Annotated in this window: 11 protein-coding genes; 1 reads left to right on the forward strand and 10 read right to left on the reverse strand. The window is 63.2% G+C overall.

Annotated features, from left to right (window positions below):
- Positions 1 to 19: 19 nt before the first annotated feature.
- From narH to ATF69_RS05780, 8 genes are all read right to left on the reverse strand, one after another.
- Positions 20 to 1,543, reverse strand: a complete 1,524-nt coding sequence (gene narH, locus ATF69_RS05745) for a nitrate reductase subunit beta (RefSeq protein ID WP_056745774.1) — start codon at positions 1,541 to 1,543, stop codon at positions 20 to 22.
- A 17-nt stretch (positions 1,544 to 1,560) separates the two neighbouring features.
- Positions 1,561 to 5,364, reverse strand: a complete 3,804-nt coding sequence (locus ATF69_RS05750; RefSeq protein WP_146870177.1) for a nitrate reductase subunit alpha — start codon at positions 5,362 to 5,364, stop codon at positions 1,561 to 1,563.
- 34 nt (positions 5,365 to 5,398) lie between these two features.
- A complete protein-coding gene (locus ATF69_RS05755; RefSeq protein ID WP_146870178.1) occupies positions 5,399 to 6,808 on the reverse strand; it encodes a NarK family nitrate/nitrite MFS transporter in 1,410 nt (469 codons plus the stop codon).
- A 20-nt stretch (positions 6,809 to 6,828) separates the two neighbouring features.
- Complete coding sequence (locus tag ATF69_RS05760) at positions 6,829 to 8,121, reverse strand: MFS transporter (protein ID WP_116748705.1); 1,293 nt, start codon at positions 8,119 to 8,121, stop codon at positions 6,829 to 6,831.
- Between the two features lie 381 nt (positions 8,122 to 8,502).
- Entirely contained in the window at positions 8,503 to 9,198 is a 696-nt protein-coding gene (locus ATF69_RS05765; RefSeq protein ID WP_146870179.1) for an IPTL-CTERM sorting domain-containing protein, read from the reverse strand.
- Between the two features lie 149 nt (positions 9,199 to 9,347).
- Positions 9,348 to 10,019 (reverse strand): IPTL-CTERM sorting domain-containing protein, encoded by a 672-nt coding sequence (locus ATF69_RS05770; protein ID WP_146870180.1) that lies wholly within the window; start codon positions 10,017 to 10,019, stop codon positions 9,348 to 9,350.
- A gap of 88 nt (positions 10,020 to 10,107) precedes the next feature.
- Complete coding sequence (locus ATF69_RS05775) at positions 10,108 to 10,779, reverse strand: hypothetical protein (protein WP_146870181.1); 672 nt, start codon at positions 10,777 to 10,779, stop codon at positions 10,108 to 10,110.
- 188 nt (positions 10,780 to 10,967) lie between these two features.
- Positions 10,968 to 11,906 (reverse strand): IPTL-CTERM sorting domain-containing protein, encoded by a 939-nt coding sequence (locus tag ATF69_RS05780; protein ID WP_158641478.1) that lies wholly within the window; start codon positions 11,904 to 11,906, stop codon positions 10,968 to 10,970.
- A 386-nt stretch (positions 11,907 to 12,292) separates the two neighbouring features.
- Here ATF69_RS05780 and ATF69_RS05785 point away from each other — a divergent pair, with 386 nt between their 5' ends.
- Entirely contained in the window at positions 12,293 to 13,399 is a 1,107-nt protein-coding gene (locus ATF69_RS05785; protein WP_146870183.1) for a helix-turn-helix transcriptional regulator, read from the forward strand.
- A gap of 130 nt (positions 13,400 to 13,529) precedes the next feature.
- Here ATF69_RS05785 and ATF69_RS05790 read toward each other — a convergent pair whose 3' ends face one another.
- Both ATF69_RS05790 and ATF69_RS05795 read right to left on the reverse strand, forming a co-directional pair.
- Entirely contained in the window at positions 13,530 to 13,901 is a 372-nt protein-coding gene (locus tag ATF69_RS05790; RefSeq protein ID WP_208758694.1) for a hypothetical protein, read from the reverse strand.
- A gap of 130 nt (positions 13,902 to 14,031) precedes the next feature.
- Positions 14,032 to 14,445: a globin domain-containing protein gene (locus ATF69_RS05795; RefSeq protein ID WP_056745792.1), complete on the reverse strand. Its 414-nt coding sequence runs from the start codon at positions 14,443 to 14,445 to the stop codon at positions 14,032 to 14,034.
- Positions 14,446 to 14,673 lie beyond the last annotated feature (228 nt).

The following is a 14,673-nucleotide window of genomic DNA, read 5'->3' on the forward strand; positions in this document are numbered from 1 at the left end:
GTGATTCCTTCCGTGTCGCTCAAACAGTCGCTTTGATGGGGATGGTCCGCGGCTTCTTGCCACCGAACATACTGGTCTCGGTGGCGCCGTCGGAGCAACCGTTGCCAAACGAGAAGCCGCAGCCGCCCCGGATGTCGAACGCGTTTTCGGCGTATTCGCGGTGGGCAGATGGGATGACGAAGCGGTCCTCGTAGTTGGCAATCGCCATCACGTGGTACATCTCCTCCACCTCCGCCATCGACAGGCCCGCCTGCTTGAGCACCGACAGGTTCTGGCGCTGCTCCACATGCTTGTCGCGCTGGTAGGTGCGCATGGCCAGCATGCGCTCCAGCGCCCGCACCACAGGGCCTGTATCACCGGCGGTGAGCAGGTTGGCCAGGTACTGCACGGGGATGCGCAGCTGCGACACGTCGGGGATCTCGCCATTCACGCCCACATGGCCCGCATTGGCGGCAGCCGTGATGGGCGACAGGGGCGGTACATACCAGACCATGGGCAGCGTGCGGTACTCGGGGTGCAGCGGCAGGGCCACCTTCCAGTCCACCGCCATCTTGTAGACGGGGCTGTTGCGGGCGGCGTCCATCCAGCTGTCCGGGATGCCGTCGATGCGGGCCTGCTTGATGACATCGGGGTCGTTCGGGTTCAGGAAGATGTCGAGCTGGGCCTGGTACAGGTCGCGGTCGCGCTCCACGCTGGCGGCTTCCTGGATGCGGTCTGCGTCATACAGCAGCACACCCAGGTAGCGGATGCGGCCCACGCAGGTTTCCGAGCACACCGTGGGCTGGCCCGCCTCGATGCGGGGGTAGCAGAAGATGCACTTCTCGGCCTTGCCCGACTGCCAGTTGTAGTAGATCTTCTTGTAGGGGCAGCCTGAGACGCACATGCGCCAGCCACGGCACTTGTCCTGGTCGATCAGCACGATGCCGTCTTCCTCGCGCTTGTAGATCGAGCCGCTGGGGCACGATGCCACACACGCCGGGTTCAGGCAGTGCTCGCACAGGCGCGGCAGGTACATCATGAAGGTGTTTTCGAACTGGCCGTAGATGTCCTTTTGCACATCGTCGAAGTTCTTGTCCTTGCTGCGCTTGCTGAACTCACCGCCCAGGATTTCTTCCCAGTTCGGGCCCCACTCGATCTTCTCCATGCGCTTGCCGGTGATCAGGCTGCGCGGGCGGGCCGTGGGTGCGGCCTTGGTTTCAGGCGCGGACTGCAGGTGGTCGTAGTCGAACGTGAAGGGCTCGTAGTAGTCGTCGATCTGCGGCAGGTTGGGGTTGGCGAAGATGCGCATGAGCAGCTTCCACTTGCCGCCCTGGCGGGGCGCGATGGAGCCGTCGGGGCTGCGCACCCAGCCGCCATTCCACTTGTCCTGGTTTTCCCATTCCTTGGGGTAGCCGATGCCGGGTTTGGTTTCGACGTTGTTGAACCAGGCGTATTCCACCCCGGGGCGGCTGGTCCAGACGTTCTTGCAGGTGACGGAACAGGTGTGGCAACCAATGCACTTGTCCAGGTTCAGCACCATGCCGATTTGTGCGCGAATTTTCATCGTGTTTCTCCTTGGCTTCAGGCGTGGGCTGCGGTGCTGGACACAGGCTCATCGTCGAGCCAGTCCACGCGGTCCATCTTGCGCACCAGCACGAACTCGTCGCGGTTGGTGCCGATGGTTCCGTAGTAGTTGAAGCCGTAGCTGTACTGTGCGTAGCCGCCAATCATGTGGGTGGGCTTGAGCACGATGCGCGTGACCGAGTTGTGGATACCGCCACGGGTGCCGGTGATCTCGGAGCCAGGGGTGTTGATGATCTTCTCTTGCGAGTGGTACATCATCACCATGCCGGGGTTCACGCGCTGGCTCACCACCGCGCGGGCCGCAATGGCGCCGTTGGCGTTGAAAAGTTCAACCCAGTCGTTGTCCACGATGCCCGCAACCTTGGCGTCGTCTTCGCTCAGCCACACCACGGAGCCACCCCGGTTGAGCGTGAGCATCATCAGGTTGTCGCTGTACGTGCTGTGGATGCCCCACTTCTGGTGCGGGGTGATGAAGTTCAACGCGATCTCGCGGTTGCCGTTGGGCTTCTTGCCCTCGACTTCTTCCAGCGTCTTGAGGTGTACCGGTGGGCGGTAGCTCACAAAGCCTTCGCCGAAGTCACGCATCCACGGGTGGTCCTGGTAGAACTGCTGGCGGCCCGTGAGCGTGCGCCATGGGATGTACTCGTGCACGTTGGTGTAGCCCGCGTTGTAGCTGACCTTCTCGCTTTCCAGGCCCGACCAGGTGGGCGAGCTGATGATCTTGCGCGGCTGCGCCTGGATATCGCGGAAGCGGATCTTCTCGTCTTCGCGGTGCAGCGCCAGGTGCACGTGGTCGCGGCCCGTCTGCTTGCCCAGGGCTTCCCAGGCCTTGCAGGCCACATGGCCGTTGGTTTCGGGTGCCAGCATCATCACCACTTCGGTGGCGTCGATGTCGGTCACGATGCGGGGCATGCCTTGCGTCACGCCCTCTTCCTTCACACGGCCGTTCAGGTCGCCCAATTGGCCGACTTCGGTCTGCGTGTTCCAGCCGATGCCCTTGCCGCCGTTGCCTGCCTTGTCCATCAAGGGGCCCAGGGCGGTGAAGCGCTTGTAGAGGTTGGGGTAGTCGCGCTCGACCACGGTGACCTGCGGCGCCGTCTTGCCGGGGATCAGTTCGCACTCGCCCCGCTTCCAGTCGCGCACGCCGTAGGGCTGGGCCATTTCACCCGCCGTGTCGTGCATGATGGGCGTGAGCACCACGTCCTTCTCCACACCCAGATGGCCCACGCTGACCTCGCTCACGGCCTTGGCGAAACCCTTGTAGATCTCCCAGTCGCTCTTGGCCTGCCAGGCAGGGTCCACCGCCGTGGACAGGGGGTGGATGAAGGGGTGCATGTCGCTGGTGTTGAGGTCGTTCTTTTCATACCAGGTGGCCGTGGGCAGCACGATGTCCGAATACAGGCAGGTCGTGCTCATGCGGAAGTCGAGCGTGACCAGCAGGTCCAGCTTGCCTTCGGGCGCGTTGGTGTGCCACTGCACTTCCTCGGGCTTAGCTTCGTCTTTACCCAGGTCCTTGCCCTGCACGCCGTGGGTGGTGCCCAGCAGGTGCTTGAGGAAGTATTCATGCCCCTTGCCCGACGAGCCCAGGATGTTGGAGCGCCACACGAACATGTTGCGCGGCCAGTTGGACGGATGGTCCGGATCCTCGCAGCTCATCGTGAGCGTGCTGTCCTTCAGAGACTTGACGACGTAATCCTTCGCGTCCATACCCGCTGCAGCGGCATCCTTGGCCACCTGCATGGGGTTGGTCTTGAGCTGGGGCGCTGATGGCAGCCAGCCCATGCGCTCGGCGCGCACGTTGTAGTCGATCTGCGCGCCGTGGTAGGCCTTCTTGTCAGCCAGGGGCGAGAGGATTTCCTCCATGCCCAGCTTCTCGTAGCGCCACTGGTCGGTGTGGGCGTAGAAGAAACTCGTGCTGTTCATCTGGCGCGGTGGGCGGATCCAGTCCAGCGCAAAGGCCAGCGCCGTCCAGCCCGTCTGTGGGCGCAGTTTTTCCTGGCCCACATAGTGCGCCCAGCCGCCACCGCTTTGGCCAATACAGCCGCACAGCATCAGCATGTTGATGATGCCCCGGTAGTTCATGTCACTGTGGTACCAGTGGTTCATGGCCGCGCCGATGATCACCATGGACTTGCCATGCGTCTTGTCGGCGTTGTCGGCAAACTGGCGCGCCACGGTGATGATCTGATCGCGCGGCACACCGGTGATCTTTTCTTGCCAGGCGGGCGTGTAGGGGCGGTCGCTGTCGTAGGTGACGCCCTGCTCTTCGCCGGGCAGACCCCGGTCAATTCCGTAGTTGCCAGCCAGCAGGTCGAACACGGTGGCTACCATCACCCGGCCCTGGGCTTCGTGCCCGGCCAGCTCCAGGTGGGACACCGGCACGCGGCGCACCATCACGTCGCCGCCTTGTTCGTTGGCCGTGAAGTTGGGCGTTGCCACGCCGCCGAAGTACGGGAAGGCCACATCAGCCACTTCATGGGCCTGCGCGCCGTCCTCGATCACCGAAAGCTTGAGCTTGACAGTGTTGCCGGTGCGCGCTTCCTTGTCCTCCAGGTTCCACAGGCCCTGGTCGGCACGTCCGTCGGCCCCCCAGCGGAAGCCGATGGAGCCATTGGGCAGCGTGACCTGGCCCAGTTCGTCGTAGCCCACGGTCTTCCAGTCGGGGTTGTTGGACTGGTCGAGCTTGTTCGGAAAGTCGCTGGCGCGCACATAGCGGTCGGGCACCATCACCGTGCGGCCATCGGGCAGCGTCTTTTCCTTCAGCACCACCAGGAGCGGCAGGTCGGTGTAGCGGCGTGCGTAGTCATCAAAGTACGCCGAGCGGCCCTTGCCGCCGTCCTTGAAGTAGAACTCCTTCAGGATCACATGGCCCATGGCCATCGCCACGGCAGCGTCGGTGCCCTGCTTGGGATGCATCCACAGATCGCCCAGCTTGGCGACTTCGGAGTAGTCGGGCGTGATGGACACCACCTTGGTGCCCTTGTAGCGCACCTCGGTCAAGAAGTGCGCATCCGGCGTGCGCGTCTGGGGCACGTTGGAGCCCCAGGCAATGATGTACGAGCTGTTGTACCAGTCGGCCGACTCGGGCACGTCGGTCTGCTCGCCCCAGGTCTGCGGGCTGCTGGGGGGCAGGTCGCAGTACCAGTCGTAAAAACTCATGCACACGCCGCCGATGAGGCTCAGGTAACGCGAACCCGCCGCATACGAAATCATCGACATCGCCGGGATGGGCGAGAAGCCGATGATGCGGTCCGGGCCGTGCTTCTTGATGGTGTACACGTTGGCCGCAGCGATCATCTGGTTGACTTCGTCCCAGGTGCTGCGCACAAAGCCGCCCAGGCCGCGCTGCTTTTGCCATTCGCGCTTGGAGGCATCGTTCTCGACGATGCTGGCCCAGGCGTCCACCGGGCTCTTGGCCAGGGCGATGGCGGCGCGCCAGTGCTTGAGCAGGCGGCCGCGCACCATGGGGTACTTCACGCGGTTGGCGCTGTACAGGTACCAGCTGTAGCTGGCGCCGCGTGCGCAGCCACGGGGTTCGTGATTGGGCAGGTCGGGCCGGGTGCGGGGGTAGTCGGTCTGCTGGGTTTCCCAGGTCACGATGCCGCCCTTGACGTAGATCTTCCACGAGCAGGAGCCCGTGCAGTTCACGCCGTGGGTGCTGCGCACGATCTTGTCGTGTGCCCAGCGGTCACGGTAGGCGTCTTCCCAGGTGCGGTCTTCACCATTGGTTTCGCCATGGCCCTGGGCAAAGGTCTCGCGGGGCTGCGAGAAGTACGAAAGGCGGTCGAGGAAATGGCTCATCGGGGGCTCCTTGTTCTGTTCTGTTCAGGGGTCATCAGCAAGGCATGGCGGCGTTCTTGCGCGCGTAGTGCCACCAGGTGATCACGATGCAAACGAGGTAGAAGGCGAAGAACGTCCACAGCGCTGCGTGGGGACTGCCGGTCAGCGCGATGGAGCTGCCATAGCTCTTGGGAATGAAGAACCCGCCGTAGGCCGCCATGGCGGCCGTGAAGCCCAGCGTGGCGGCGCCCAGGGTGTTGCCTTCCTTGTTGGCCTGGGCCACGGCCGCAGTGTTGCGGGGGTCCACACCGCGCATGGCTTCGGTCAGGAAGATCACGGGGATCATCCGGAAGGTGGAGCCATTGCCGATACCGGTGGTGAGGAACAGCACCAGGAAGCACACGAAGAAGCCTGCAAACTGACCTTCATTGCCTGCGGATGGCAGGAACACCGTGACGCCCACCACGGCAGTCGCCATGACGATGAAGTTCCACAGCGTGACGCGCGCGCCGCCGAGCTTGTCGGCCAGCCACCCGCCAAACGGCCGGACCACCGCGCCCACCAGCGGCCCCAGCCATGCGTAGGCCAGGGGGTTGATGTTAGGAAACTGGCTCTTGATGAGCAGCGGAAAGCCTGCGGCATAGCCGATGAACGACCCGAAGGTGCCGAGGTACAGCACACACATCAGCCAGTTGTGCTTGCGCTTGAAGATGGCGGCCTGCGCAGCGAACGAGGCACGCGCATCGGCAATGTCGTTCATGCCGAACCAGGCGGCCAGCGCCGTCAGCGCAATCCATGGCACCCAGATGAAGGCGGCGTTCTGCGTCCACACCTGCGCGGTCTGGCCGTTCTTCACAATGGTCTGTGCATCGCCACCAAAGACCCCAAAGATACCGGCCGTAACGACCAGAGGGCTGAGGAACTGCACCACCGACACGCCCAGGTTACCGAGGCCCGCATTCACACCCAGCGCGGAGCCCTTGCGCTCCTTCGGAAAGAAGAAGCTGATGTTGGCCATGCTGGAGCTGAAGTTGCCGCCGCCCAGGCCACACAGCAGCGCGAGGATGAGCATGGTGGGGTAGGCCGTGGTGTTGTCCTGCACCGCAAAGCCGATGCCGATGGCCGGGATCAGCAGCGAGGCGGTGGAGATCGCCGTCCAGCGGCGGCCACCGACCAGCGGCACCATGAACGAGTAGAAGATGCGCAGCGTGGCGCCCGAGAGCGCGGGTGCCGCCGCCAGCCAGAACAGCTGGTTGGTCGAATACTTGAAGCCCAGGCCCGGCAGGCTCACGGCGACTACGCTCCAGACCTGCCAGATGGCAAAGGCCAGGAACAGCGCGGGCACCGAGATCCACAGGTTGAGCTTGGCGATGGCTTCGCCTTCGCGCTCCCAGAACGATTTGTCCTCCGGGGCCCAGAGGGTGAGCAGACGCCCCTGGCGCCCGCTGGTGGTAGTGGCAGACATGGTGAGTTTTCCTTGAAAGATCAACGGGTGGCAGGTTGCGCAACAGCGCCCTGCGAACCCATGAGACGGGTGTTGCGCACTTCGGTGAAGTACATCCAGATGAGCGAGACCCACACCACGCCGTACATCAGCATGAAAGCGCTGGAGCGGATGCCGGTAAGGTCCATCAGCGCACCGAACAGGATCGGCAGCACGAACCCGCCCAGGCCACCAGCCAGACCCACGATGCCGCTGATGGCGCCGATGTTGTGGGGGTAGTCGTCGCTGATGTACTTGAAGACACTGGCCTTGCCGAAGGCCCAGCAAATGCCCAGCAGAAACATGAGACCGGTGAACAGGTACACGTTCAGGCCGATGTGGAAGGTCTTGGGGCCGTTGACGGTGACGATGGTGAAATCGGTCTGGGGGTAGCTCAGCAGGAACAGGCAGATCCAGCTCACCCACATCACCCACCAGGTCACGCTGTGGGCGCCGTACTTGTCGGACAGCATGCCTCCAATGGCGCGCAGCACACCGCCGGGCAGCGAGAAGCACGCGGCCAGCAGTGCCGCCACGCGGATGTCGAGGCCAAACTCGCCCACGTAGTACTGCACCATCCACAGCGACAGCGCCACATAGCCGCCAAACACGATGCTGTAGTACTGGCAGTACTTGAGGACCTTGGGGTCCTTGAGCGCCTTGAGCTGGTCGGTGAACTTAACGTTGCTGGGCACTAGGTGGGCCGGGTCGCTGTAGCTGAACAACCAGAACAGCACCAGCGTGCCGAGCATGATGGCCGCATACACCTGCGGCACCATGGTCCAGCCGAAGGCCACCAGCAGCACCGGCGCCACGAACTTGTTCACGGCTGCACCCGAGTTGCCCGCGCCATACACACCCATGGCCGTGCCCTGGCGATGCTTGGGGAACCAGCGCGCCACATAGGGCGTGCCCACTGAGAACGAGCCCCCCGCCAAGCCCACGAACAGGCCGATCGTCAGGAAGTGCCAGTACTCCGTGGCATAGCTCATGAGCCAGATGGCAGGCACGGTGGTAGCCATGACGGCCGCCATCACGATGCGGCCACCGAACTTGTCGGTCCAGATACCCAGGGGCACCCGCACCAACGAGCCCGTGAGCACGGGCATGGACATCAGCAGCCCGAACTGCGTGGAGTTCAGGTTCAGCATCTTCTTGATGGGGATGCCGATGACGCCAAACATCATCCACACCATGAAGCAGACCGTGAAGGCGAAGGTGCTGACGATCAGCACCGACCAAGCCTGGCGAGTGCGCTGCGGGCTGTCGCCCGGGGGCAGGGTTGCGTTGGCCATTGCGCGATTCCTCTCTTTTTGCATGAGAGGAATGGTCGCGTTTGTGGCGACCTTTGCACATCCTTCACTCGACCAGCCGGGGCGCGGCAGAAGGACTAGGCCGCGCTGCGGGGCACATCATCCGAAAGAACTACTCCCTGCGGCAAGCATCCCGGGCAGGCAAGCGAGCAAACGCAGGCTGCGGAGCGCCGTGCCATCAGCCAAACGCGTGACAGTGCGTTATTCAGTCGACACCTTTGAACTTGAAGCAGCCGTTCTGGCTGAGCCCTTCGACAGGCTCAGGACAGGCTTGTCGACGCCTTGCGCGGCGCTTCGACTGCGCTCAGTGAACGGCTCCAGTGGGAACCCCACTCACCGAAACAGGCCGTGGCTTCTCCAGGCTCAGCCCGAACGGTGGATAAACCGGCGGCGCTGGGTGGTCCACCAACCCATGCCAGCCAGTGCACACGCCAGGCACAGCACCGCCCAATCACCCAGCGCGGGAACGGCCTTGGCGGCCACGGGGCCAAGGCCCGTGACAGTCCACGCCCCAGGGGTGCCAGGCGCTGAAAGAGTGACCCGGCTGCTGGCCGCATCGAAATCCACGTGTTGGCACACGTCTCGACCACTGGGCGACTGGAATACGACGCCTTGGCACTGGCTATTCTTGCGCGCCAAAAGGCGCAGGATCATCACGCCCATGCGGCTGCCCAGCACATGGGGGCTGTTGTCTGCCCAATGTTGAAAGCTGAGCTCTATCGCCAACACATCCCCGCTGGCATTGGTGGATGCCTGGGCGCCGACCAAGGTGGTGTCGGGGTCAGCGCTGTTGTACTGGATCAACCCATCGCTGAATGAAAAGCTGGTGATCAGCGAAGCGATGTCGGCGTTGTTCAAATTAGCGGGTAACGGGGCCGCGGTGGTGAACGACCCCGATTGCGCCATCGCCGCCGTGAAGTTGCCACAGGCTCCAGCCGTGCAGCTGCTGTAGTTGGTGATGGCTGCGGCTGTGTACGGAACACCCGCGTAGGTGTAAGTGGCCGACCAGGCGCCCGCCTGCACCAGGGCTGCGGCCAGAAATACAAGGTACTTTTTCACGGGGATGGGTCGCCAGGTGCGCGAAGTGGAAGTGAGGGTGGTTTGATGAAAAAACTACTTCTAGCGCTTATCTGGCAAGCGCAAACAGCTATTTTTTGGATAGCAGACTTGATGGTGAATGCCTGCAGGCCGCTGGGCAGAATTCGCACTCACATACGGCGCCGGCCCACCGCCATCCAGCCCGCCCCGACCATCAGAGAGGCCAGCAGCAACAGGCCCCATTCGCCCAGCGTGGGAACTGCGGTGGAGGCCACGGGCGGAAGGCCGGAGGCTACCCAAATGCCGTTCACCAAAGCGTCATTCCGCCAACTGGAAAACACGTCGCCCGCACTAGAGGCATAGCACTGATCCCCTTGCGGATTCAGCCCAACATCACTGCACACAGCGTTGTGCTGACCGCCTTGGCTCAGCGAAATCCGGTCGAGATGGTCTCCACTCGCATGGGGGGCAGACGTTTGCCAGCGCAGCAGCGTCACAGAGAACTGAAGCACGCCGCCTGTGGTGGTAGCCACCACGCTCATGAGCGTGACCTGGGGGTCACCGCTGGCGTAAACAGTCAGCCCGTCAGAGAAGGAAAACGAAGTGACTTGCGACGTGATGTCTTCACTATTGAGATTGGCGGCCACAGGGACGGCCGTGGTGAACGAGCCAGTCTCCGCCATTGCCGTGGTGTAGGCCCCGCAATTGCCCGTACCTGGGGGGCAAGCCGTGAAATTGTGCAGTTCTGAAGCGTTGTAGGCAGGGCCCGTGTAGGTATAAGTGGCAGCCCAGGCGCCCGCCTGAAGAAGGGCCGCAGCCAGGAGTACAAGATATTTTTTCATGGTGCTCTATCGCCAAATACGCGAACTGGGTGGATGGACGGGTGGATGCAAAAATCGCCTTCAGCACTTATCAGAAAAGCACAAGCAGCTATGTTTTGAAGAGCAGCTTCTGCCGCGCGCGCAATGCCAGGCCCAGCAAGCCGGCGGCGGTCAGCGCCAGGGCAAACGGGTTGTCAACGGGCACGGACTGCGGCCCGCCCGGCGCCACCACGGGGACATCGCTCGTCCAGCCGTCACTACCTTCGGCAAAGTGGGCAAAGCCGTGGCTGGCGGCGCTGTCGTCACCGAAGGTATTGCAGACGTCGGGGCTTTCAAGAGACGTGCAGGTCCGATTGAAGTAGCTGGCAAAGTTGACCGACATGTAGCTCAACCGGTCGCCCACACCATGGCTGCCGGTTTGCCACCACTGGAAAACGATGTCGGTATCGACAATCTGGCCCGCTGCGTCGGTGGATACCTTGGCCATTGCCAGCCGGGTGTTGAGCCCGTTCATGGTGTAACTCGTCACACCATCATTGAAGTCGTACCAGGTGATGAGGGGCGCAATGTCCAGGCTGCTCTGGTTGGGTGGCAGCGGCTGGCTGGTGGTGAAGTGGCCCGTTTGCTGCATGGCCGCGTTGAAGTTGGCGCAGGTGCCGACAGCGCAAGGCGCTGAGTAGTCTTGCAGGCTGGTGTAGGTGGGGCCGGCAAAGGTGTAGGTGGCGGCCCAGGCTCCGGTCTGGAGAAGGGCCGCAGCCAGGAGTGCGAGGTATTTTTTCATGAAGCGTCTGTCTGAAAATTTCAATAAAAGCAGGCGCGAACGCCCGTATGCAAACCGCATCAAGCTATCACTTGGATAGCAAACCAGACCAACTGCGCAGTGCGATGTGTGTGCAAAGAGCACAAGCAGCCTCGCCCCAGCGGAGTCCGGCGCGGGCGCTACCACCGCTGCTGGACGTGTTTGCACGCTCATGCCGCGGGCCAGCGCGACGTGGCACGGCGCCGCACCTGCCACCAGCCTGCGCCACCCACCAGACAGGCCATCAGCAGCAAGCCCCATTCGCTGAGCGTGGGCACCGAGGTCGCGGCGGCGGGGGCGGGGGCGATGGCCATCATGAATGTCTGCACCGTGCTGGGCATCACACCGTTGTTGGCAGTGATGGTCACACCTTGGTTGACCACACTGGTGGGCGTGCCGGTGATGACACCTGTGTTGGGGTCGATAACAAGCCCTGGCGGCAGGGTTCCTGCGTCGGTGAAGGCGATGGGAGCCGTGCCCGTGGCCACCACCGTGAAGTGGTAGGGGGCGCCCACGGTGCCACCGGGTGGTGTGGCGCTGGTGATGGTGGGGGCCACCTGTGGCGGAGATGCGGAAGTAACCCACCCACCTGCCCCAATGTAGGCCAAAGTCCTGCTGGTAGAAGCATCTGTGCCGAATAGCGTGCAAGCGCCGGAGCCATTCAGGGCTTGGCAGTACCCGTTGAAATAGCTGCTCAAGTTGACCCTGAACACGTCTATCCGTTCATTGACACCGTGGCTTGCGGTTTGCCAATGAAAAATTGCAATGTTTTCGTTCAGGATGTTGCCGGCCGCATCCGTGGAGACGAAGGCAAAGTTCAACCGAGTGGCGGAGTCCCCGCTGTTGTATTGCATGAGCCCATCGTCGAAGGAAAACGACTGGACCAAGCTAGTGATATTTGTATTGACCAGGTTGGGCGCCAACGGTGCGGCGGTGGCAAAGCTGCCCGTTTGCCGCATGGCCGTGGAGAAGTCGGCGCAGGTGGGCGTGGCGCACGGGGTGGTGAACGGGGTCAGATTGGTGTAGAGAGGGCCCGTGAAGGTGTAAGTGGCAGCACAAGCGCTGGCCTGAAGAAGGACTGAAGCCAGGAGTACAAGGTATTTCTTCATGGGAGGTCTGCCTGAAAATTTCATAAAAATGGGCTCTAGTGCTTATCCAGCAAGCGCTAAAAGCTATCTTTCAATGAGCAAATAGAGTCTGCAAAGACAGACGATTCACCGCCCACGCGGCCCCCTGCGCAGACCTTGTGGCAGGCCGGAGCGCGGAAAACAGCGGTTCTTTTCATGGCATGGTCTGCGATGGCTGGCTTTTCAGGCCCGCTATTCAAAAGAGAGCACGAAAGCCCTCGATAGAAGGGGTTGGGCTGCAACAAAGTTTATGGAGCCCCCCCGCGCGGCGCCCCACCCCCAAGGGTTGGGCAACAACACATTCGATGTGCTACGTTGCGATATACGCATTGCATTGATGCGCTGCAGCAAACTTTTCAGTCACGTCCATGCCCCTCACCCGCATTCAGCAGCGGGCCATTGCGCGCCTGCAGCAGATGGCTTGCCTTGATTTCAACGGGCCTCAGCTCATCGAGCCCGTGTTGCACGAGCTGCACTACCTCATCAGCTTTGACTCGGGCGCGTACTTCTATCCGGGCGGCAATGGGGGGATGGATGCATATCTGGAGCCGTCTATGGGGCGGGACACGATCCACACCTACTTTGACCCGCAGGTGATGGCCAGCGAGCGCAAGGTGATGCGCCGCAGTGCCCACCAGTTTGCCGACGCGGTGCGCTTTGACCACGGGGCGCAGGGGCTGGAGCAGCTGTTGGCGGTGCCAATCAGCGAACTGCTGCGCAGCGACTTCTACAACGTGACGCTGCGGCCGGTGGAGGTGTTTGATTTGCTGAGCCTGGTGCTGCGCACGCCGCAGGGCGAGGGCCTGGGCACGATCAAGCTGTACCGCAGCATGGCTGCGTCGCGCTTTGGGGTGCGGGACCTGGCCATGCTAGGGCGGCTGGAGCCGTGGCTGGCGCGGATTCTGCAGCCGGGGGAGCTGGACACGCAGGACAGCGTGGTGCACGACAGTGCCATGCTGGTGACCACGCCCCAGGGACGGTTGCTGTGGACGTCACAAAAATCCAATCAGCTGCTGGCGCAGGCCTTTGGTCCCAGTTGGCACCGCCGCTCTGAGCTGCCCCCCGCGCTGCAGGCTCTGCTGCAGCGCCTGCATTTTGCGGGGCGGCATGGTGACAGCCGCAATGGCCCTGCGGCAGCGTTGCCCCAGCTGGACCTGCACAACGCCAGCGGCTGGTTCAGCCTGCGCGCCACGCAGATGGCCGCCGCAGCGGGCGAAGGACAGGCGGTGGGCATTCAGATCACCCACCGGGTGCCGCGCGTGGCGCACCTGCTGCCCGCACTGCGTGCGCTGGGCCTGCCGCAGCGCCAGCACGAACTGGCCTACTGGCTGGCGCGGGGCTTGCCGGAAGCGCAGATTGCCGAACGCATGGGGATCAGCGCCAACACCGCCACCTACCACCGCCGCCAGATTTACACGCGGCTGGGCGTGCAAAACCGGCTGGAGCTGCAAGCCCGTCTGCTGGCGCCCCGTTGAGGAGCCTCTGGTGGGGCGAGGGTAAGAGCCCGTTCAAAAGGGGCTTCATGAAGAAACACACGGGCTTCGCTCCTTTCGGCTTTTTTTTCAGCCCGACCAGGGCAAGTCCTTCCAGGCCAGGCAAGCGCCACTACGGCACCGGCACAACACGCACCGCTGGTGTGTAGGGCTCCACACGCAGGCTGTCGTGCGCCAGCACGCTGATCTTGGCCCGAGGGGCCATTTCCAGTGCGCCGTCGGCTGCCTTGCGTGTGGCGTATTGCCAGAGGGTGAGCGCGCCTTTGGCGGCCAGAGCCTGGCCAATGGCGGCGGCTTCGGGGCGCGGGGCACCGGCCTCGTCCGGCGGCACGGCAACGATGACATCGTCCTTGACCGTAACGATCTTGAACAGCAGCGGCTTGGTGGTGTCGGCCACGACAGTGACAGAGGCGAAGACGGTAGCAAGGGAGACTGCTGCCATGGTTGCGGCTGCGCCGAAGCGGCGCAAGGAGGTGATTTTCATGCGTTGTTGCTCCTGTATCGATGGGGGCCAGCGCCCCGGCACCAGGTGCTGGCGAAAGCATCATGCCCCGGGGCGTGCAACCAGACAAGGATCGGTCACCCGGGCAAGCAAACCGCCCGCCGCTGCAATGCTACGCCCCTGCGGCCCCCGCCCGCATGGTGGTGCCCACGTGGGCATACAAGGCGCCCCATGCCTCGCGCGTGGCGGGGTTGAAGGCGCCGCCAAGTGCTTCGGCCAGTGTGTCGAGCAGCGCCGCACCCACCGTGTCGTAGTGCGCGGCCTCTACGCCATAGCCCGCGTGCCGTTTGCCAAGTGCGCGCAGTGCGGCGTCCAGCTGCTCGGGTTGGCCGAGCATGCGCACGGCGCTGCCGATCATGTCCAGCAGCTTGCGCGCCTGTTCGTTCATGTCGGACGAGGCGAACAGCCCGCTGATAGCGGCATCGCGCGCGAACAGCTTGGCGTAGAACAGCGCACCCGCCTTCGCGGCGACAGGAGCAACCTGCGCAAAGCTCTGGCGAACCAGATGGATTTGTTCGGGGGACATCAAAGGCTTCCTCAGCAATGCGGCCGTTGGCCAGTGGCAGGTAGAACACTGGAAAGAAGTCTATGAAGTTCCCCCGCGCTGCGCCCCACCCCCAGGGGTTGCATGACGGCAGGCGCTATGGGCGACGCGCTATGTGCGATTGGCGATGTAACGGGCGCGATGGCTTCATGCGCCGGGCCTTGCGCAGCGCGCGCTTGCGCAGGTGCACCGGCTTGCCCGCAGAGTGGT

This window comes from Acidovorax delafieldii (assembly GCF_007993815.1).
Classification (GTDB): domain Bacteria; phylum Pseudomonadota; class Gammaproteobacteria; order Burkholderiales; family Burkholderiaceae_C; genus Acidovorax; species Acidovorax delafieldii.